This is a genomic window from Oscillospiraceae bacterium (genome assembly GCA_009780275.1).
Taxonomy (GTDB): Bacteria; Bacillota; Clostridia; order Oscillospirales; family UBA929; genus WRAI01.
In genome coordinates this window covers 41,851-63,436 of the sequence record WRAI01000002.1, presented here as the reverse complement: position 1 = coordinate 63,436, position 21,586 = coordinate 41,851, and the positions used below count along the sequence as shown (strand labels likewise).

Here is a 21,586-nt window from a genome sequence, read left to right as displayed (position 1 = left end):
TCTTCACCTCATTTCGTTATTTAATGCTTCCTTAATTTGTTCAATTGTGTAATGGTTTGCGGCATATGGCTCACAGATAGACCCGACACATCCGCTCATATATTCAATTTCAATACCTTTCTGCTTACACCATTGTGTAATATAAATATCAGCACTATTCCAACGGATGGCAGCTTTTCTCCGTGCTTCGATTTCTGCAAGTAGACGTTTTGGCAAATTCATCATCTTGTACCTACTTTCAAACATAGTGTTATCGAATGACCCGCCCGAACCCAAAGAAATGTCTTGTCCAGTATGGAGTATGGATATTGGCGTAGTGTATGGGGCTACCGGCGTGTATCATATAACCGCCGCCCATGTAGAGTCCGACATGGGATGTCATACGGTCAGTTGGGAATGTGCTATGAAAGAAAATCAAGTCGCCGGGCATTGCATGGTCAGGCGGTATTCGGATGGTGTAATTGATGTACATGGAAGTCGAACCGACGCGGCTCATATTTGCAATACCGGCTTGGCGCAGCACCCATATGACGAACCCGGAACAATCAAAGGCTGGTGGAGCTGAACCGCCCCATTGGTACGGGAAACCTAGGTAGCGTTCTGCAACAGTTCGTAAGCGTTCTGCCTCATCGAGTGTCAACGGGTAGCCGGCGTTGCCGTAAGATTGTCGTTCGTCCGACGTAGCGAGGTCGTTCTCCATATAGAACAATGGGTTAAGCCTTTGGCCATTAAGCCGGAACGCGATAGAAGTGTAACCACCGGCGATGCCAATCTGTTCACGATTATGCACTGCGTCGCCTTCGGATAATGTTGTGGATGTTAGGCCGGAGAAGCGGATGCGCTCCTCAGCGTTTGAGAAAACAACGTGATATGTGCCGTCGGCTTGACGGGTTACTTCCCGGACTGTACCAAAGGTTGGCGCGTGGGTAGCCGTGCCGGGCGGAACAGTCACGCCGATAGCGTTGTATTCTTGGATAGTGTTATCTGCAAGCAATCGCCAACCGAAACGCTGTGTTTTATGCCAGTGCCAATTTATATCAGGGAATGGCGATGACAATATGTTTCGGAAGGTGTATGTTCCCACTTCACGGATGGCCTCGTATCTTTCGCGCTGCTCTTCGTCCAGCCGGGCGATAAGTGTCTGGTCTACATATTGGTCAAACGTCATTGTTTCCAGCATAATGTTACGATGCCGAATGGTAATTGTTTCAGGCTCGGGGTATTCGCCGTATTCGTTGGGGTATTCGGGATAAACTGTTATGGTTTCTGTCCAATCGTAGTGGGAGAAATTGTGCATTGCGTTATGGATATTATTGATTCGCTGCCGTACGGTTGTATCGTCTGTCCAAAACAGGATTGTGCTGTTGAGCTGATATTCGCCATAACGGGTGTCGAAATAATTAAGCATATTATCGGCGTTGGTTTCGATGCGCATAGCCATGCGTGTAGATGATTGACCGTTTAGATAAAAGTGAGTTTGCCAATCATCAGGAGTCGCGTTGATAGTTCTATTTATGTCTTGTTGGAAACGCACATCGCGCCGGACAATATACTTATATGTGATGCTCAGTTCCCAATCTGTATTTGTTAGCGAGAACGTGGGAATAATGCCGACAACTAAGATAATGGGCGCAATAATAGCAATTAGGGGCAAGAGCAATCCTATCGATTTAATTGCTAAGGCGGCTACTCTGATACCGCCACGGGCGACACGGCGGGTTGTTCGTATCGTCGTGCCGGCGGTGCGGCGCGCTGCTCTTGTTGTCCTTCGCGCCTTTGATACAGCGGAATAGCTTGCACCGGCTGCCTTTGCGCCTAAATCATCACTACGACGGAGTAAACTCGTAGTGGATTGCCCGGCATTTTTAATACCGGCAGATGCAAGACCCGCACCGCTTTTTACAACGCCACCCGCGCCTTTGGCGACATCTTTTGCCGCTTCCCCGTATTTTTTCGCAGCGAGGTCGCGGAGCATTTTACCTTCGGCCGTGATAACACCACCAACACCTTTTGCTGCAATGGTAGTCGTGTGTACACCTGTTTTTACACCGCGATAGCCTGTGCCGATTGTCTTTGCGCCGATGTCATCACTTTGTCCTAAGGTATTGGCCGCTGAACCGACAACGCCTTCGCCCCTTTTCGCAAGGTTTTTGCGTATGCGTTTGGGTTTGTACACAGTGCGCTTCTGCCCCATGTTTTGACTTATTTTGTAGACTGTATCACTGCCGCTTGGCTTCACTGCCGTTTTTCCGGCAGTCTTGACCGAACTTGATGCTCGTGATATATTAGGTGCAGTCATCGCTGCCGTTACGTCAAGATTGAGAGAGTCAGCCGCGTTGTGTGTAGTGAGTGTCGAACGGGCGACTTTGGCAGCATCATTGTCCGACAACATTGATTGATGGGCGGCTGAGTCATCACGACGTTGGAGGAGCGAGTCAGCGTATTCAGATTTAGCCTGTTCGCGCCGTTGTTCGCGCTGTGTTTTGTAAGCTGGTTCACGCATGATAAGCTCCTCTCTCGAACCGATTTATTTATCCGGATTTGTCGTCTTGCTGTGCTGCTACATCTTCGGGCTTTGTGGTCATTAACTGGTAGATTTTTAGATGGTTTGGTATCTTGTTTTTGAATGGGATGATTGTTTCCCCGGCGCGTAACAATCCTTCGCCCGGCTTTGGATTGATAACGTATTCCATCTGCTCGGGGCTGATGTCAAGCAGCTCGGCAAGCTCTACGCGGTCGGTATGACTTTGTGCCAACAAGGCGATAACCTCACTATTAGATAGCATTGTCCGGGCGATGTCTGATGTGATGAGGTCTTCGACGTTTTGAGTGATGCCGGTTGGAATTGCGCCCCATTTTCTTGCGCGTTTCCATAAATCACGACAGTAAAGCGCGGCGTATTCGTTAGCAAAAAGGAGATGGATTTCGTCGATGAATACCCAAGTCCTGCGCCCTTTGGCGCGGTTGGCAGTGATACGATTCCAAATTTGGTCTAACACAACCAACATTCCCAATGTTTTGAGTTGTTTACCCAAGTCCTTGATGTCGAAGACAATAAAGCGGTTGTCGGTTTCCACGTTTGTTCTGTTCGCAAAAACATTCAAACTGCCGTTGACGAAACGCTCTAATGCCAATGCGATGCTTCGTGCTTCGGGTTCTTCTTGTTCTCGGAGAATGTCGTAAAAATCTTTCATCGTTGGCATTGGTGCATCGTCGCCGTGCTTTTTTGCATTAAAGTAGCTTTCGTATGTCAAATCACAAACGCGCGATATAACAGACTTCTGCTGCGGTGACATACCTTCGTGGGTGTGCATAATGACTTCGCACATTGATGTGATGAAGTCTGTTTTGAACGCCAACGGATTATCTTTGTCATAATCATCTGTAATGTCAAAGGGGTTAATAAAGGTTTTACTGCCCTCTGAGATATTGATGACCTCACCGCCTGTCGCATCAGCGAGATTTTTATATTCCCGTTCGGGGTCGATAGCGATGATGTCGTCGTCAGGACGTATGAAACGTAGGCAGCCGATGTTCCATTTGGCCATCATCGACTTGCCGCCGCCGGGGATGCCTAAAATAAAGCCGCTGCCGTTGACGAGTTGGGTTCTGTCCAACATGATAATATTATGGCTCAAAGCGTTAATGCCGTAGCTGATGCCGCCTTTATGCACAAGGTCTTGCGTTGTAAAGGGAATAAAGATAGCTGTGCTGGCGGTCGTGAGTGTGCGGATGCGGTCGATATAATTCATGCCTAGTGGTAGACAGGAATTAAATGCTTCTTCTTGTGCGAAATCTAGCTTTTGGAGTTTGCAGCCCGCGACACGTGCCGTTGTCATTAACGAATGGACGTTGTTTGTAAAGGATTCAACGTCATTATCATAGGTGTACAATAAAATCGTTACCTTAAACATACGTTGTTTTTTATTGAGCAACAGGTCTTGAAGCTTGTAGGCTTCGTCAAGGCTGCGTTGGAGTTCATAGGGAATATGCGCTGGCAGGTTCTTGATGGCAGCTTTGCGCTCAACATCGGATTTTGCGCCCTCCATCATGCCAATTTTCACTTTGACACGCTCGATGGCGATGTCCTGCTCTTCCGATTGTATGTGCATTGATGTGACTAAGCTGCCGTTTAATGTGGTGAGCTGGCTCAATAAGTCGTCAGGTAATTCCGTTGTTGTAATTTCCAATAACATCACTTGACCGATTTGGTCTTCGACCTCAAAAAATGATTTTTCTGAGAAGTCAAAGCTAGACGGCGCAATAAAGTCTTTCGTTGTTAAACTTTCGCCTAGCAGCTGTTCGTAGCGGAAAGTAAATGTCTCGTTGGGTTTCATGATGTAGTTGAGTAATTCTAACCGCTCAATTCCGTCAAGGACTTGCGTTTCACAGCCTAGACTCTTAAAGTTGTTCTCTATCTCAGCTTCGACACGAGCTAACTCCTTGACGGCATCATCATATTCTTCGGTATAGACGGTGAATGTGAGGTATTTAGTAATAACGATGGAGTTGTCACCCTCGCACATGTTGGACGCAACAAGTTCATTTATTTCGTCCCGGTACTCTTGGTTGCCGTCGCTTGCGGCCGGTATCATCACCGAGTCAACGAATACTTGGCGGTCAGTGCGGCGGTTGATGGTATTGATTTGTGCTGAAATTGACGATGGCAGGCTGTTGAGTAATTCACAATATTTTGTCCAAAGGGCAATTTTGCGCTCCTCTTTGGCAAGGGAATAGTTGATGTCTGAAAATTTGATTGTTTTTGAATATACACCCGGCACAATTTCGCAGATGCCATTTTCAATCATCCGTGTGTAGCGGATGGTTTCTGCGGTAGTGTTTATCTTACCGGGACGTTGAAGTTTTTTTGCCAGTTCTTTTCTTCGCCGCGCTTCGTTTTTGTCGAGTTGCTTTGCGCGAGCCATGTGCGTTTGCACCTTGCTCTTGAACCCAGTTCTGGATTGTTTCGTCGTCGCACTCGAAGAGTCGTTGCTTGCCTCTTGCTTGGGCTGTTTTTGAAATAATTTCATTGCGTCGTGTTGCCTCCTTATCTAATATTTTTATGTTTTTATGTGTCCGCTTTTTTACACATATGTAATGGCTATAACGGTTTCGAGCGTACTGCTCGAAGTTGAGGCCACCGGGACGTAGAAAACCTACGCTTAATGCCGGGAACGCCGCTGCCATTGTGATGTAGCTGGCTATGTCCATCGGAAAGTCGAGAATTTGCCGGAAGAGGAAGAAAACTGCCGCGCCGCATACGATGGCGCACAACAACCCGATTGCTTGCCGGAGTGTGAGGCCAAGCACCAGTTTAGGCTTGTATTCTGTAATCTCTTTTGGCACATAAGTTGCAAGTGCATTAGACATACTTCGTAGCTATCCTTTCATTTTTAGTTGATAAAAATTGTGGAATGGTGTATAATTAAAAGATTTTGCCTTAAAAGGAAGGTTTGCTTATGGATAATCTTTGGATGCCGTTTATAACCGCTGTTTTGTTTCCTTTTATGTTGGCCTTGCTGTTGAAGTTGATTGAGGGGAAGAAAAACCTAAGCGTGTTAGAAAAACAATTTGAAGTTTATAAAGAACTTTACTACAACGTGGTTGAAGACAATTTGCACCAAAAAATTGATAGGGATAGAGCGCGTCAATATTTGAGGGATTTTAGTAACAGGCTTTCAAGCGACTTAGATTTTAATATGCTGTTTTCGCAAAACATCATTATAAGGCTGAGAAAGTATCTTAAAAAGGAATCTTCTTATATAAGAAAACAGCATTTAGCCAATCGTATTAGGATGGAATTTAATCAAATAAGAAGAAGTTTGGGCTATCCGGCCGAACCGTCAAAGTTGCAATGGGCTGTTCTGTGGGTAATAGGGTTTCTGTTGCTGGCGTTTGTCGCTTTTGTCATTACATCATGGCGTATAGGAATAACAGCACCGACATTTAATTCAATTTTATTAAGTGTAACGGCAACGGTAGCTTTTATAATGGGGTTAGTTACTTTTGTTCGGGCTTTGGAAGATTTCAAGCTTCTAAGGCCTAAGCTCTGGGAAGATGTAGAGCCAAAAGTCAGGGAATATACCGGAGAAAATCAACAGGTTAATGAGGGCGAATGTAGAAAATAATACTGTAAAGCTAATTTTGATGCCCCTAAGAATATTAAACTTTTCGTAATAAGTCGCATAATCCCATAAGAAAAAGGTAAACCCTATTAGCGCGGACAACATATAAACCATTAGTGATAATTCTTGTGTTGGTGATAATTCGCTCATACTCTTTCTCCCTATTGCGCCGATGCGATACTCTTCGCCATGGCGTTTGTCCCCAAAATGGCGATAATTAGTACTACGGCGAAGCCGGCTAATGACATCAGCATCATCAAAAAGTTGCCGCCATCATCAGCCATATTTAATTGGTGCGTTATGATAAATGGATAGAAACGTAGTACCAAAAATAGGAGAATGCCTTGTATACTCACGGCAGCAAATCTCCGGAAAAAGTTTTTGGCGATGGCACTATGTTCTTCGTGTGGGATGGTTGCAATTGGCAACGGTGATATAGTTATCAATAGGAATAGTTCAATAAAGCGGCCGATGACAATGAGCGTAACGAGAAGTACAGCAACGACAACGACTAACCACACGACGAATGATACCAACAGTGCTACAATTTGTTCGCCAAGCCCCATGTTGTTGACTAGCCGCTCCAATTGCACCATATCAATTTGTGCGTTGGCGTCAGTGGCGAGCAAGGCGTCGGTTTGGTTGATAAGATAAACCGACGTGTCGTAAATAGACTCTAAGATGGTACTCACGTTAGTTACAACTAAAACGCAAATTGCCATTTTGACTAGGATTTTTATTACAGGCTCAACGCCTAGCTGACTGCCGCCCACGGCTTCAACGCGCGTAGTTAGTTTTTGTAGCTCCAACAGGAAAAACAAGGAGAGAATTACAAACGCTGCTGGCAGCATGACATAGTTTAAAATTCTCATACAAGCGTCGAAAAGAATATCATTAAAATTACTTAACGATTGATTTAGCCCCGATGACTCGTTTACGCCGTATAGTAGCTCAACGATGTCACGGAGCATATTACGGATGCCACTTCTAAGCATTAGCAATCACTCTCCTTTTCTTTTTAGCCGGGGACTGCGAGATTTGCGAAAATTTGTGCGGCTAAAATAATGCCGAGGCCGCCAACGGATGTCCATACGCCTTTTGTAATTTCCGGGCCGTTTTTCTCACGGATATTTGAGAAAATCCCAACAAGCCCCCAAATTATCATAAAGCCGCCGCCAAATGTTAGGATACTCATGATTAGGCTGATAACATCATTAAAAATATTCATTGTTTTAACTCCTTTTTTATATGGTTTGTTGTTCGTAGGTGCGTGTAGTTGGTGGGACGCCGTCCGGGGCGAGTTCGATTGTTGGTATGTCGTCGAAGTCGCGGGGGTCGAGTATTTCATCGAGCCGTCGCCGTTCAATGACATTATCAAAGAATAATATAGTTTGTTCCTCCTTCTTTTGGTGTCGCTCTGCATCTCGCAAGCTTATGTCATACCAATTATCGTCATTGTAGTCGAGCAGACGACGGTAGTTTGGATGTAACTCGATGTCGTATTTCTGACTTAACCATGGATTGCAACCACTAATTAACAAGATACATTCGGTGCGCTCAATTCGTGCAACTTCATCCGGCAATAACAGTTCACGCCCTAAGACTTGATAATTCTTTGAGTATGAGCGCGTTTGACCGTGACTTTCGTTTATGTTGCGATGGTCAATTGTGGTTTTGCCGCATTTCTTACTTATTAGCTCCAACGTGGACTGCTCAGAACCGCCAAGGAAGAGCCATGTGTCACAGTTGCCGGCGATGGTTTCCCACTTATCGTCACGGTATAGGCTTTTGAGTTGGGAAATGGTTTGCAAAATGATACTGACCGACATTTCGCGGCTACGGATGGTACTGACTAGAATTTCAAAGCCGGGGATTTGTCCGATATTTGAAAATTCGTCTAAGATAAACCGTACATGATGTTTGAGCCTTGCGCCTTTTTGTTTATCAGCGACACGGACGAGAATATCGAATAGCTGTTGATACATCATGGCCGCAATGAAATTAAAGGTCTTATCCGTGTCCGGCAAGATAATGTAGAGGATTGTGCGCTCATCACCGAGGCTATAAAGCTCCAACGTGTCTTTGGAAAGTAGTTTGCCGACACGTTCAATGTCGAAGGGGGCGAGGCGTACACCGACAGAAATCAAAATCCCTTTGGCTGTCTTGCCGGCCGCTTGTTTGAAAAGCTGATACTCTTTGACTGCGAAACAATGAGGTTTTTCCTGTTTTAGTTCTTCAAAGAGTAGGTCAAGTGGGCTTTGGAAGGTGTCATCGTCCTCTCTGACTTCTGCCATACGGATGAGGTTTAACACTTCCGAAAAAGTGCGGTCGCTTGGTGGACACTCGAAGACTAGGTAGCTGAAAATTGCCATCAGTAGGGCTGTTTCCGATTTTTCCCAAAACGGGTCGCCGCCGCCTTTTTTGTCCGGGTTTGTGTTGGCGATGAGATTATTGATGAGTTTGAGGATGTCGTCCTCGGTTTCGATGTACTCAAAAGGATTGTAGAAATCTGATGCGTCCATATCCTTGAGATTGAAAACCTTGATTTTGTAATCGGCATCGGCAAACATTTTGCCTGTTTCGTGAAACAAGCTGCCTTTGGGGTCTGTAACGACATAGGAACTGTGCATTTGCATGAGGTTCGGCTTGACGTAAAATCGTGTCTTGCCTGTACCCGAACCGCCGACAATCAATACATTTTTATTCCGGTTGTAAGTAGGATTTTTCATCCGGCCGGACAGTGACAGGCTTTCCGTAGAGGTTAGGATGAGATTGTTTGTTGGTTTAGTATCGACGAAACCTTTGATGCTGTGCGATGTACCCCATTCGGATGAGCCATGCTCTACCCCGCGCATATATTTTTTGGCTGAGAATGTAAGGGATATAAAGCCTAGCCATACGACGGAAAATCCAATGGCTGTTACAATAAGTGCTGTTTCATGAAATGAAATATGAAGCGGATTATCTGTAATAGTGTGGAATACTCCTATACTTGCTTCGATGCGATATAAGATGTCGCCGTAAGAGTAAGCGAAGATTTCACCTAGACGATTGCCGAAATATGCAACAATTAGTGAAAAGATGGCGGTAACGATAAATTTTGGCTTGGTGCTTTTAGCTCTAACTGTCTTCATCGCTCAACACCTTTTTCAGTGACCTTTGGCGTTTTAGCTTGACTATGAGCTTTTTGATTTGCCATATCTCTGCGTTTTTGGTAGGTCAGCTCTTTCTTTTGTTCGGACTGCCAACGCTCGCACGCTTTCCCTAGCCCTTTTGAGATAGTGGGGTAATCTTCTGCCTTAAAATAGAATGTAACGCTTGTTGGTTTACCATCCGTGCCGATAGTCCGCTCTTTAACGGTATAATCTATGCCGGTGTCTTTAAGGTAGCGGTTGAGGGCAATAGCGTCCTGTTCCGGAAGCGTAAAGGCTTTTGCGGTGGGCGGTGCTGGGGCTTCGGGAGCGGCTGGCATTTTGTTCTCTTTTAACCATTCCGGTGCGATTTGTTGTAGGCATTCTTGGACTTTTGGGTAATCCCGACCGTTGAACCAAACATTGTATATAGGTGTTTTGCCAAATAAGTCTGTGCCGGGTTGCATTTCTAGTCTGCATTGAACATCAGCCTCTTGTAGCTGTGCTTTTAATGACTCGGCGTCTTTTTCCGGAAGTTCAATATGTTGTTTGAGCTTGATTTGCGGTTCGCCTTTATGCTCAGGGTGTTCGGATTTGTCATATCCTTTGAAATCTTTTTTTGATGCTGCGACTTCTTGCTCTCGTAGCTCAATTTGTTGTTTGAGATTACTATATCCGTGGGTTATGCTATGGGCAGCTTTTTGAATTGCGGCGAAGAGCGCACGAAGTAACTTCTCGCCATATTCGATAGCTATTTCGGCGGTGTGTTCTCCAATGTTATCTTTTGACATATGGGGTTTTCCTCCTATGTGTTTTAGTGATTTGGTTGGCTAATTGTTCTGAGTTCCATCCAACGGCCGGCTATGTCAGTGGCGAGGTAGAGCTTTTGCCGACCAAGAGATAAGAACGCAAGCCCGTGCAAAAAGCTATTTGTCCAGTCTTTGCCTTGTCCGAAGAAATTACCTACATCTGTTTTTGATAAAGCGGCCGCGCCGTTTTTGTGCGACATCAGTCGCCGTTCAAGTTCTTGTTTATCTGTCATGGTCGCACGTCCTCCTGCTTAATGAAAAAACGTTTGTTTGGGTGTTGAGAGAAAAAAATTTAATGAATGGCATTTGGCATTTATATTTGAAGTGAAATAATTATATAGAAAGAGTGCCAGGCATTGGTAATGTGCTGTGAAGAGGATGGAGGCCTCGTATGAAAGCTGTATGCCCGGCACTCTTGTTAGCTTATTCATTGGTGAAGTTCACACCTTTTTCTATTTCGTTGGCGACTTTGCTCTTAATCTCATCTTCTTGATTTGCCGTATCAGATAGTAAATCGTCAACTGAACAATTTAATGCGTTGGCTATCAATTTTAATGTTTTCCACCTAGGAACACATATCCCTGCCTCTAATTTAGCTATTGTTGACCTCGAAACCTTGATGTAATTGGCGAGTTGTTCCTGTGTTGAAAAACCAGCAGCTTTTCTTGCGTCTGCGATATTCATAATCTACTACCACACCTCCAATGTTCACGATGTGCACATTCTAGCACATAAAAATGTTCGTGTCAAGCACTATTTTGAAAATAAATAAAAATAATTTCGCTAAATGTTCCTATATTGAACAATTCGTTGTGTTCCCAACAGGAACATGATATTATTTTTCTAGACTAGGAGGTGCAAAACGTGAACAGGATACAGCAGTTAAGAAAAGAAAAAGAGATGACGCAAGAAGATTTAGCAAAAATTTTGAATATCAATCGCTCGGTTGTTTCAAAATATGAATCCGAGGATGTCCCCCTTACAGCGGACACGATTATAACATTAACTAATTTCTTTAATGTTACCACTGATTATTTACTTTGTCGTTCAGATACTCCCACTTTGCCGAAAGAAAAGACTAAATATGAAAAAATAATATCGAAGCTACCGTTATACAACATCCCTGTTTCAGCCGGCGATGGACAATGGCTGGCAGAGGGAAACGAATATGAGTACGTTGACTTTGCAGGTGCGCCAAAAGATACGGACTTTGCGTTGAAAGTTCGCGGTGATAGTATGGAGCCGATGTATTTTAACGACGACATTGTTTTTGTGAAAACTTGTGTACAAGTGGAAAGTGGACAAATTGGGGCGTTCTTCTTAAATGGGGAAGGTTATCTTAAAATGTTGCAAGGAAATAGGCTTGTGTCTCTTAACCGTAAGTATGAACCTATTACAATCGGAGAGTATGATACTTTTTTCATTTGTGGTAGAGTGCTTGGTAAAAGAGAGCAATAAGTTGCGATAGGCTTAGCGTAAGAGGCGGTGATGATGATGTTTAGTGAAAGATTGAAAGCCAAACGCAAAGAACGCGGACTCACACAAGCTGAATTGGCAAGACGTATAGGTGTTGGTAGAGATTTGTACAATAAATATGAGCGCACAGGCACGCGACCATCTCACGAAACACTCGTTTTGCTTGCGGCTGAATTGAATACAACGATTGACTATTTACTTATGGGCGAAGCTGATGCCGTTTTGACAACGCATGAAAAGACTAAATTTGAAAAAATAGTATCAAAGCTACCGTTATATAATGTTCCTGTTTCAGCCGGTGACGGGCAATGGCTTGCGGAAGGAAATGATTATGAGCATTACGATTTTGAGGATGCACCAAAAAACGCAGACTTTGCGTTGAAAGTTCGCGGTGATAGTATGGAGCCGATGTATTTTAACGACGACATTGTTTTTGTGAAAACTTGTGTACAAGTGGAAAGTGGGCAGTTTGGGGTGTTCTTCTTAAATGGTGAGGGTTATCTCAAAATGCTGCAAGGCAATAGACTTATATCGCTTAACGATGAATACGAGCCTATTACAATCGGAGAATATGATACTTTCTTCACTTGTGGACGTATAATTGGAAAGGCAAAAGGATAGTGTTTTATAAAGTCGATTAAACGGTTAGGTGTGGGAGGTTATTTGTGCAAGAGAAAAAATACGATTATCATATTGTGAATTTTACTCACAATGGAAAAAAATATCGTACACGCGGCAAATCACTTGAAGAGGCCATTGAAAAAAAATTGCATAAAATCCGTGCGCTCGAAAATGGTGACATTGGCATTAGCAAGCACATGACAGTTAATCGTTGGGCGATGGAATGGCTAGAAACATACAAAAAAGGAAATGTGACGGATAAGGTATATAAAGACTATTTATCTAAATTCAAAAATCACATACTTCCCGCCATAGGAACATTTCGGCTCAAAGATGTTACCGATATGCACTTGCAGCAAGTATTAAACAAGCGTGCTGGATATAGTTTTGATGATACTTCTAAGGTTCGTAATTTGTTAAAAGCTATGTTTAAGCAAGCGCGTATCAGTCGTATAATAATTTATGACCCTGCCGAGGCTTTAACTATGCCAAAAACGACAAAAGGCTCGTACAGGAGCATAACCCCGCACGAGCGCAAGTATATTCTTGCCCTTTGCGAAACTCATAGGGCCGGACTTTGGATTAAAACTATGTTATACTGCGGACTACGCCCTGGTGAAACTTTTGCACTAGATTGGCGTGATATTGATTTTGACAAGGCTCGTATCAATATCAGCCGTGCTAAGGAGTCAGGCTCAAACGAAATAAAAGAGCCCAAAAGTGTGGCCGGCATTCGCTCTATTCCTATCCCATCAAAGTTGCTTGATGATTTCAAAGTCGTGCGTAGTAGTCCATTTCAACCCATTTTTACACAACCCACTACTAAAAAAAGACATACAGGTTCTAGCGGGCGTTGTCTTTGGACTAATTTCAAGCGTGAGTTAAATATAGCGATGGGCGCAACTGTATATCGGAATAAGATTATTATAAGTGTTGTTGATGATGACCTCGTTCCGTATTGTTTGCGCCATACATATGGTACTGACTTACAAGATGCCGGAGTGCCGCTCAACGTCGCTAAGTATTTGATGGGACATTCCGATGTCAAGGTGACGGCTAACATCTATACAGACACCAGCGAGTATGTGATAGAAGCCGCAGCAAATAAAATAAATGCCCACCAATCAGCAGACAAAACAGAGGACAATAATGTCTTGAAATCCTCGTAACAATTGCGTTGCAGCGAATGCAACATTTCGCTTCTCAGCCTTCCAAGCTGGCCGCGTGGGTTCGATCCCCATCACCCGCTCCAAAACGTAAACCCCGCCTAACTGTTGCATTTTCAACGGTTTGGTGGGGTTTTTGCTTGCCGATAATTCGTTGATGGCACAAACACGCCGTTGCCATTGATTTCTGCTGTGTTGTTGCTGATTGTGCCGCCTGTCATAGTGAATGCTGCTATTCCGGACATCGCTACGCCACCGATATTGCCACCAGCCATAATGGCTGTATTTTTTGTAGTGGAAGATATTTTTGTTTGCAAAGGCAAAGGATGTATCTTGGATTAAAAACTCTTGAAAGTCTTTGTTTGGCGTATCGGACGTAAAGACAGGGTGGTGATACTGCGAGATTGCGGTTGGTTTATGATTGTCGAGGTTTATGGATTAGTCGCAATTTACTGAGCCGTCGCCAAAAATTCCAAAGACTAATGATTGCTTTTTCACTCAATATGTTATATAGTAAGTTAAAACATTTTACCCCAATGCGCCGCCATTATTATTGTATTAGTAAATGCCCGCCATGCGTACGAAAGCCATAGCAAAAAATTCCTTTCAAATCTACCTGATACTTTGCCCGGTTCGTGTGTGTTATTTTAATGCATGGGCAGGAAATAATCTGCCACCATGGTTTTTTTAGTCTAGCGCAACTGCATTTGCAGTGCGTTTTTCGACTGCCTGCGGCCAATACATTCGCTCAAAATTCCGGTCACGTTCACATCACGTAAGAAAGGACACTGAAAAAATGAAATTCAAAAAATCACTCAGCCTACTTCTAACCTTGCTCCTATTCTTAACCATCCTGCCGGCAAATGCCGTGCAAGCCCCCGGCGAACTGCCGATTCTACTGCCGCCCGAACAAATGGACGCATTACAATCTATTCGCGCGGCACGACAAGTCTATCAAGGACTCATCGGCTTTGAGGGTGATTACGAATTGACGGACGATGACACGCCCGTCAGCGTCATTGTATTATTCGAACACGACCCCGCCGGGGTGCAAGTCATCGACGCACAAACCCAAGGACGCATGCTGTCACTGCATACTGCTGAGCGGAGAGTTGAGGAGGAGCATCAGCTCTTCCGTGCCGAATTGTCTGTGCTGTTCGGCGAACAGTCACGCATGGCGAGCGCGACTTACGAAATTCGCTGGGAGTATCGCCAAGCCCTCAACGGCGTAAGCCTTACCCTGCCGTCGAATATGGTGGCGCTGCTGCCCGGCTTTGACAGCGTACGTGTCGTGCTCCCTAACCAACGCCGACAGCTTATACCTCCGCAACGGGACGATACCCTTGACCCGCTGAATATTACACCAAACTCTACGCCCTACGGCATGGCTGACGGACGGCGCACCATGCGTGTCGACGATCTGCACGCCATGGGCTACCGTGGCGAAGGCATACTCGTCGCCGTGCTGGACACCGGCATTGACTATAACCACCCCGCGTTCGACAGCGCATTCCCGACGCTTGCCGAAATGCAAGCGCGCAACCCCGACATCACCGCCGCCGACGCCATCAACGGCACGTTTTACGGGCGTAATTTTATCTTTGACGAAAACCAATCGACCAACGACCCGATGGAAACATCGCCCATGACGCATCCCGACATGGACGAGCGCGGCATGACCGACCACGGTACCCATGTTTCCGGCACGATTGTCGGACGCGATACCGGCAACGGTGCCAACTCAATTCTCGGTGTCGCGCCGGGTGCACAAGTGATAGCCTACCGCGTGCTGGGAGCCGGCGGCTGGGCGACGCAAGACAGCGTGCTGGCAGGCATTGAGCAGACCGCTTACGATCAACCCGATGTCGTCAATTTGTCGCTGGGCGCGGCATTGAACACCGCAGTTGAAATGGATACCGTGGCAATCAACAACCTCATGCTGACCTATCCGAATATGACTTTTGTCATTGCTGCCGGTAACGCCGGTGATGAATCCGCTGATTTCAGCGTAGGTGTTCCCGGCACGTCGAGTATGTCGCTGACGGTGGGTGCCGCGGGCATTGACGGCGATACCGTTTGGCTGACGCAATGGTCGTCACGCGGACCGGTTGGGGACAGCTTTGAAATCAAGCCGGATATCGTCGGACACGGGTACGAAGTCTTTTCCGCCGTGCCTCCGTGGCATCCGGCAAACGACTATCCCGGTCAGTTGTATGACTACATGAGCGGCACGTCAATGTCGTCGCCGCATCTTGCCGGTGCCGTGGCGTTGATGAAACAATACAGCCGTGCCAACGCCGCTGACGAATGGAATTCGCAAGAAATTAAAACCCGTATGATGAACACGGCAGCGCAACTGTCGCCACGCCCCGGAACAGCTGTCGCATACAGCGTATTTGACGTCGGTGCAGGCTACATCGACGTGTTGGCGGCGGTGCAAGCCGATACCGTTGTGTCGGCGGTTTACGAAAGAGTGCCGCTGATTCCATGGGCGAACATGGGGCAACAAACATTCGGCACCATGCAGACAGGTTCGCTTAGTTTCGGCGGCAGCTTTACGCCGGAGGATGAAACTGTGACGGCGTTGAGTGCCATGCAAGTCGACATAAACAATACAAGCGACACGGCGCGTACATACGATATTACCTACGTCTTTACGCACAATCCGGACAATGCGGCACATCTGACGCTTGACACGCAAACGGTAACCGTTGCCGCGGGCGACACGGCGGCGTTTCATGCCGAGATTCAACTCACCGAAGCCGCGCCATGGACAATTTACGATGGGCATATTTATGTACGAACCGACGGCACAGTGGTCGCGCGGATGCCTTTTGCCTATGTGGCGCGAACGGTTCGCCCGCCGTATGTTATGTCAATGCTGACACGGGGTATGTTTGTTGATATGTCACCTCCTGTAAGACCCGGTTTTAATTTCCGTGCCGAGGCGCCGATTGTTGATGTTAGCTTAGTCGACGGACGTTTGCCACCGGGGATAACGGACGAATTGTTCCCGGGAATCTTTGATATTTGGCATATTCGATTTGACGGCATACCAACCGAGGTCGGCGTATTTTATTTCACCTACCGCATAGAAACCGAGCTGGGAACTCTGTATGTGTCCGATTACATTGAGGTTTGGGAACTGGAAACGGGGCGTTTTTTAGACACGACAATGCCGCACGGGTCGATTGGTTGGGAGTATAATTTTGAGTTGCCGTTCAGTCTGCCGGGGTTTCTGCCGACTGTCGCGTTTCACAGCGGGCAATTGCCGCCTGGCATAACGATGGGGGAGCTTTGGGGCTTTGGGATTCCGTTCAGAGGCATGCCGACGCAAAACGGCACGTTTAACTTTACATTGCGGGTCGAAGACGGGTTTGGCGAGCGATTGATGCCGCTGTCGATAGTCATTCGGCCGCCGCGTGACATTACGGCTGATTTCGACCCCGGATTTCTCAGTGCGCTTCGTGCCGAGGAAATCGTTGGTACGGGTGCTGTTATGGACACAGCCGTAGCATATATACTCGATTTGTGGTTGCCCGAACAAAGTCTTACCAGCGTGGCGGGGTTGCAGCATTTTACGAGTTTGGCAGGGCTTAATCTTCCCGGCAACGACCTTACGCAGCTGGATGTGTCGCATAATCGGCACTTAATGAGTTTGCGGGTCTATAACAACAAACTCACGCAATTGGATGTAGTCCGCAACCCTTTGCTATCCTTTTTGATGGTTTATGGCAACAATATGCGTTCGCCGGCGAGCGTGACGGGCTGGTGGCACAATCCGCGGATTATTGTTGGCGGCTGGTACGGCGACCAGTGGGCACCGAATACATCGTTCCAATTCTTCCCGCAGAACGTGAGTGCAGCGCATCCGTTGTGGCGGTACGACCATCTGCCGACGGGCTGGGCGCGCCCGTATCTTTACAACGGTTACGAGCGCGGCATTGTCAGTTATCGTGCGCGCCGGGGCAGCCAGTGGCAGGAGGGTATGAAGCGTCAGTATATCGCTGACATAGCGGCTCGGTTTATCGAGGAAGTCAGCAGCATGAGTATTTCGGAGTTCGTGGCGTCCCGTGACCCGTCAACGCTGCATCCGGTTCAGTTTACCGACTCGACCGACCCTGACGTGCTGTACTTGGCGCAGCTGGGCGTGATTTTGGGCATGGAGTCGTATCAGTGGCAGGGCTTGAAGTTCCGTCCATTTGAGCCGGTTGATCGTCAGAGTGCGGCGGTTATGTTGGGGCGGCTGCTTAGTTTGTTTGAGCATGAAATTCCAACGGGTGTGCGTCCCGAGGATTTGCCGTTTACCGACACCATTCCGAGTTGGGCACGTGACCCGTTGCATTTGTTGTACCAGCATAGAATCATGGGCAATACGTGTAGTCACGGCGGGTACTTATTCCGTTCAAACATGGCGTTTCAGGCACAGCAAGTGGTGACAGGTATGGTGAGGATATTAAATAATGTAATGTAGAGGTGCATAAAAAGCCATGGTGTATTGTACATCATGGCTTTTTGTTTAGACCGTTGCTTAGTGAAAATTCCACCCTCCCTAAGAAAATTGCAGGTTGGACTGGGGCGATTTTTGCTCTGCACGAACCTCTGAAAGGCCACGCTGTCAAGCAGTTTGCGTCATTTTTCTGATTTTCGATAACTGCCAAAACGATTAGTAGAATGTCCTCGAAATTGCGACAAAACAGCCAATCTGCACAAGCGTGGCAAAACCGCCCGGAAATCGCCCCCTGCCCCCCCTCTCTGTATTTTCAAGCAAAACTACACCTATCGAAGCCATTCGCCGCTATGCTGCATATTTACTATATTCGCCGAGTGAGGGTTGGTAATTTCGCAAAAGATGTGATATAGTGATGGTGCAAGAATGTCAACTGCCCATTCCGAAAGAATTGCCATGGCGGCAGTATTTATATTTTATACCGTGTTCTAAGCAACACGGACATTTTTGTATTTCGGACAAAATCGAGCATTATAGGACAAGATAAGATTACGCCCTTGTAGTATGATTGCATTGATAAATGATTGGAGGTGCAAATATGCACTGGATAAAAGAAATGCAAAATGCCATCGGGTATATTGAAAATAGGCTGCTCGACGAATTGGATATTGAGGACATTGCAAAAAGTGCTAATTCGTCATTGGCTAATTTTCAACGAATTTTTTCGATTATTACAGGTATGACAGTCGGTGAATATATCCGCTCACGGCGATTATCACTAGCCGCGCAAGAGATGATAAAGTCGGAACGCAAAGCATTAGATATTGCCTTGAAGTATGGCTACGAAACCGCCGAGAGTTTTACCAAAGCCTTTTCTCGTTTTCACGGGGCAACGCCGTCCGATGTCATGCGCCGAAACGCTAACGCATCGTATTTTGCACCTCTTGCTATCAATGTGGATATTCGAGGCGGCTTTAACATGAGCCGTAAGATTATCCCCAACATACCCGTTATTGATTATTACGGTAATGAAGTGGACTATATCATCAATATATTAGAAGCGACCTTCGCCGTTACGGGTGAAAAAACTGATAAGGCGGAACTATCGGCATACAGCGGCATGGGAAACCGTTTTGTTTGGCAACCCGGCGTTTGGACGAGGGGCAATGAATCAATGAACAGCATCAACGAAGCACCTTATGAGGCAGAAGTGCGGTTGCTAAAAGCCATAGGTTGGGCGGCAAAATTTATAATCATTCACCGTGACAAAGATGGCAACCTGTTAAATATGGACAACGAACAAATCCGTCAAGATTTCGTTGCCGCCATTGACAAAGGTTATCCTGTGTTGTACCTTGCTGCCGGAACGCACCGATACAATATCGTAATTGGTTACGAAGATAGCGGACGAAAAATCATTTGCAAGGAAGCGGTTGAAACAACAGCGGTTCATGTTGATTCCGAAACGGTGGTACACGATGATTGGGAAAATTCTATACTTGAATATGTATTGTTGAAAGAAAAACGCGAACTCGCCCCCGAACGTGAACGCGCGCTCGACTTGTTCAAATTGGTGGTATCTCTTGCCTGCAAGACTGACGAAATCAACGGCAAGAAAATTGGATTTAACGCATGGCAAGCGTATTTGCACGATTTAGAATCGGCAGACTTTTCGGCATTATCTGCTGACGAAGTAGGTATAGAAGGAAGAATGGGTGTCTATTGTGATGGCTTATGTCAAATATATGGTCGCAAGGAAGCATTGCCTTATTATCGCTCACTGGCAGAAAAGTTTCCCGAATGGCAAAGTGAGTTGATGATAGCCATTGAAGCGTTGGATGAGTGCGCCGATTACGGCGGGTTTATATGGAAACACGTCCCCGGGGTAACCGGCGGAGAAACATTCCGTGACCCTGCTGTGCGGAAGGTTCTCGCAGATGAGGGGCGCAGGGCAATGGGGAAAGAGGCAGAAGCCATTGAGCAGTTTGTGAGGATATTGGAGAAAGAAGGAGTTTAGAGTAGCGAATAAGTAACCCGCCGTAGCAACGGCTCGGCAATCAATTTCAAATAAATTTTATATTAGGAGAGCAAAAAATGTTTGTTGAAAAAGACAATATGGAAATCGTAACCCTTGGCGAAATCAAACTTGTAGGATTGACACTGGGTAAACTTGGCTGGCAAAAACATGGAGATGGCGGAATTTATGCTAAAATGTGGGAGAAATATCAAGCGGAATATCTGCCGCAAGTGAAAAGTGTGATTGATCCTTTCGTTGGCTATTGGTTTTGGTATAATGACCCCGCTGATGCTGATGGATATAATTATTTTATTGGCGGTCATGTTTCGGATTTTGATAATGTTGATGAAAATTTAGTTACATTTACCATACCTGCTCGGAGATATATTAAACACTCATTTAATTCTGATGATTTCGGCAAGCTAATTGATGTTGTGTTGTCCGATAGCAACGAAAAAGTTAAGCAATGGGCAGATGAAAGTGGTTATAAAATTGTGTATATGTCCGAATCGCCAACGCAGTCTATTCAAGTCTACCCTAAACAAGAATTTCAAGCAGAATATCCGTCAATGTACACATTGACACCTATTGAGTAATAATGCACAAAATAAGCAAAATCGACAATGCCGATGGCGTATCAAGCAATAACGAAATTTTATATTAACGGAGGAAAAAGTTATGTCAGCAATAGATTATGTTGCTTTAATCAAGGAACAACGAGCAACCAAGCCACTTATCGAAGATGTAGTCGGCAGTTTTCTTGAAGGAGATACATTTCAAAATGCTATGGATTTCATCAAGTTTTTAAGAGAAAATAATATGAACCCTCGCTGGGTTTCCGGAAATTCTTGGTCAATTTCAGGCAAAAAAGGTAAAGCAGCATGTAGAATAGACCTTGGCGGAAATAAACATCCATGGCATCGTCATTTTACAGTTGGAGATTGGCAAGTAACCGAATTAGAAGGTCACGACCGTAAATATTTGGATGAATTTATAGATTGCGATGAAACTAAGGAATTTATTTGGAAAAATATTAAACCTTGTAACAGATGTAGCTGTAGTGGTCCAAAACTCGATAGAACATATGTGGGTAAGCTTTTTCCTGAAAGTTGTGCTTTTTTAGTGGTAAATCCTGATGCTAAAGGATTAGAGATTTTGAAAAAATTGGTTGTAGCGAATAAACGGTTTACGCCCGAAAAATAATGAATTTATATTTGCCGAAACGAGGGAACATAAATGTCGAAACCAACACCAGAAATCATATTCAAAGAAGCACTTGATGATGAAAAACAAAAAATTGCATTAGAGTTTATTGCATGGCTGAGAGAAAACAAAACGTCCCCTTCATGGCAAGTCACGAATAAATGGCGTTGTAATTATAAAGGAAAACTAATTTGTCATATTTTCATGCGCGGTCTTGGCAAAGGAGCAGGTCATGGTTTAGATATTGGGTCATATCGTATTATTGTTCCTGTTCGTGATGACTTAATCGGCAGAGTCAATGATGTTTCCTTTGACGAGTGGATAAAAGAACTTGCATGGAATGGCCGCTCTGTTTGTACAGATTGTTGCAATAAATGTACGCCTCGTGGTCATACACTCATTGTATACGGCAAAGAATTCAAAGGGATGTGCAACACACATGGGCGGGCTATATTTGACAATCCCGATGCCGAAATGATTGAGTAAATCAAAAAACTGATATTGGTACATAAAGAAGCGATTGCAGATATGGTAGCAAAAGAGAAAACGTAGCAAATAAGCAAAACCGACCACGCCGATAGCGTATCA

The 21,586-nt window shown here is 45.4% G+C and carries 19 protein-coding genes; 9 read left to right on the top strand and 10 right to left on the bottom strand.

The features are described 5' to 3' along the window. Nucleotides 1-3: 3 nt before the first annotated feature. From FWE06_00985 to FWE06_00970, 4 genes are read right to left on the bottom strand one after another with little or no spacing between them, the layout of a single operon-like run. Nucleotides 4-225 carry a hypothetical protein gene (locus FWE06_00985; protein ID MCL2545755.1) on the bottom strand — a complete coding sequence of 74 codons (222 nt, stop codon included), beginning with the start codon at nt 223-225 and terminating at the stop codon, nt 4-6. 25 nt (nt 226-250) lie between these two features. Next, nucleotides 251-2,503, bottom strand: coding sequence for a C40 family peptidase (locus FWE06_00980; protein MCL2545754.1), 2,253 nt, complete (start codon nt 2,501-2,503; stop codon nt 251-253). 28 nt (nt 2,504-2,531) lie between these two features. After that, nucleotides 2,532-4,925, bottom strand: a complete 2,394-nt coding sequence (locus tag FWE06_00975) for an ATP-binding protein (protein ID MCL2545753.1) — start codon at nt 4,923-4,925, stop codon at nt 2,532-2,534. Beyond that, nucleotides 4,846-5,370 carry a PrgI family protein gene (locus FWE06_00970; protein MCL2545752.1) on the bottom strand — a complete coding sequence of 175 codons (525 nt, stop codon included), beginning with the start codon at nt 5,368-5,370 and terminating at the stop codon, nt 4,846-4,848. Before FWE06_00970 ends, FWE06_00975 begins: the two co-directional genes overlap by 80 nt. 89 nt (nt 5,371-5,459) lie before the next feature. On the opposite strand from FWE06_00970, the gene FWE06_00965 reads away from it, so the two are divergent. Next, nucleotides 5,460-6,128 carry a hypothetical protein gene (locus FWE06_00965; GenBank protein MCL2545751.1) on the top strand — a complete coding sequence of 223 codons (669 nt, stop codon included), beginning with the start codon at nt 5,460-5,462 and terminating at the stop codon, nt 6,126-6,128. Between the two features lie 158 nt (nt 6,129-6,286). Here FWE06_00965 and FWE06_00960 read toward each other — a convergent pair whose 3' ends face one another. The 6 genes from FWE06_00960 to FWE06_00935 all read right to left on the bottom strand — a co-directional run bounded on the left by FWE06_00960 (nt 6,287) and on the right by FWE06_00935 (nt 10,749). After that, entirely contained in the window at nt 6,287-7,120 is an 834-nt protein-coding gene (locus FWE06_00960; GenBank protein MCL2545750.1) for a CD0415/CD1112 family protein, read from the bottom strand. A gap of 23 nt (nt 7,121-7,143) precedes the next feature. Beyond that, on the bottom strand, nt 7,144-7,353 hold the full coding sequence (locus FWE06_00955) for a hypothetical protein (protein MCL2545749.1): 210 nt from the start codon (nt 7,351-7,353) through the stop codon (nt 7,144-7,146). Nucleotides 7,354-7,369: 16 nt separating this feature from the next. Beyond that, nucleotides 7,370-9,259, bottom strand: a complete 1,890-nt coding sequence (locus FWE06_00950) for a type IV secretory system conjugative DNA transfer family protein (protein MCL2545748.1) — start codon at nt 9,257-9,259, stop codon at nt 7,370-7,372. Next, a complete protein-coding gene (locus FWE06_00945; protein ID MCL2545747.1) occupies nt 9,256-10,047 on the bottom strand; it encodes a hypothetical protein in 792 nt (263 codons plus the stop codon). Before FWE06_00945 ends, FWE06_00950 begins: the two co-directional genes overlap by 4 nt. A 23-nt stretch (nt 10,048-10,070) precedes the next feature. After that, entirely contained in the window at nt 10,071-10,298 is a 228-nt protein-coding gene (locus FWE06_00940) for a hypothetical protein (protein ID MCL2545746.1), read from the bottom strand. Nucleotides 10,299-10,488: 190 nt separating this feature from the next. After that, nucleotides 10,489-10,749 carry a helix-turn-helix domain-containing protein gene (locus FWE06_00935; GenBank protein ID MCL2545745.1) on the bottom strand — a complete coding sequence of 87 codons (261 nt, stop codon included), beginning with the start codon at nt 10,747-10,749 and terminating at the stop codon, nt 10,489-10,491. Nucleotides 10,750-10,929: 180 nt separating this feature from the next. Here FWE06_00935 and FWE06_00930 point away from each other — a divergent pair, with 180 nt between their 5' ends. From FWE06_00930 to FWE06_00895, 8 genes are all read left to right on the top strand, one after another. Continuing rightward, nucleotides 10,930-11,523: an XRE family transcriptional regulator gene (locus tag FWE06_00930; protein ID MCL2545744.1), complete on the top strand. Its 594-nt coding sequence runs from the start codon at nt 10,930-10,932 to the stop codon at nt 11,521-11,523. A 30-nt stretch (nt 11,524-11,553) separates the two neighbouring features. After that, a complete protein-coding gene (locus FWE06_00925; protein ID MCL2545743.1) occupies nt 11,554-12,162 on the top strand; it encodes an XRE family transcriptional regulator in 609 nt (202 codons plus the stop codon). 44 nt (nt 12,163-12,206) lie between these two features. Next, nucleotides 12,207-13,331, top strand: coding sequence for a tyrosine-type recombinase/integrase (locus FWE06_00920; protein MCL2545742.1), 1,125 nt, complete (start codon nt 12,207-12,209; stop codon nt 13,329-13,331). A 793-nt stretch (nt 13,332-14,124) separates the two neighbouring features. Beyond that, entirely contained in the window at nt 14,125-17,802 is a 3,678-nt protein-coding gene (locus FWE06_00915; protein MCL2545741.1) for a S8 family serine peptidase, read from the top strand. Between the two features lie 574 nt (nt 17,803-18,376). Continuing rightward, on the top strand, nt 18,377-19,795 hold the full coding sequence (locus tag FWE06_00910) for an AraC family transcriptional regulator (GenBank protein ID MCL2545740.1): 1,419 nt from the start codon (nt 18,377-18,379) through the stop codon (nt 19,793-19,795). A 77-nt stretch (nt 19,796-19,872) separates the two neighbouring features. Then, the gene (locus FWE06_00905; GenBank protein MCL2545739.1) at nt 19,873-20,391 is read left to right on the top strand and encodes a GyrI-like domain-containing protein; all 519 of its coding nucleotides are present in this window, start codon (nt 19,873-19,875) and stop codon (nt 20,389-20,391) included. A gap of 82 nt (nt 20,392-20,473) precedes the next feature. Then, complete coding sequence (locus FWE06_00900; protein MCL2545738.1) at nt 20,474-20,998, top strand: hypothetical protein; 525 nt, start codon at nt 20,474-20,476, stop codon at nt 20,996-20,998. A 33-nt stretch (nt 20,999-21,031) separates the two neighbouring features. Continuing rightward, entirely contained in the window at nt 21,032-21,484 is a 453-nt protein-coding gene (locus FWE06_00895; protein MCL2545737.1) for a hypothetical protein, read from the top strand. Nucleotides 21,485-21,586: the final 102 nt, after the last annotated feature.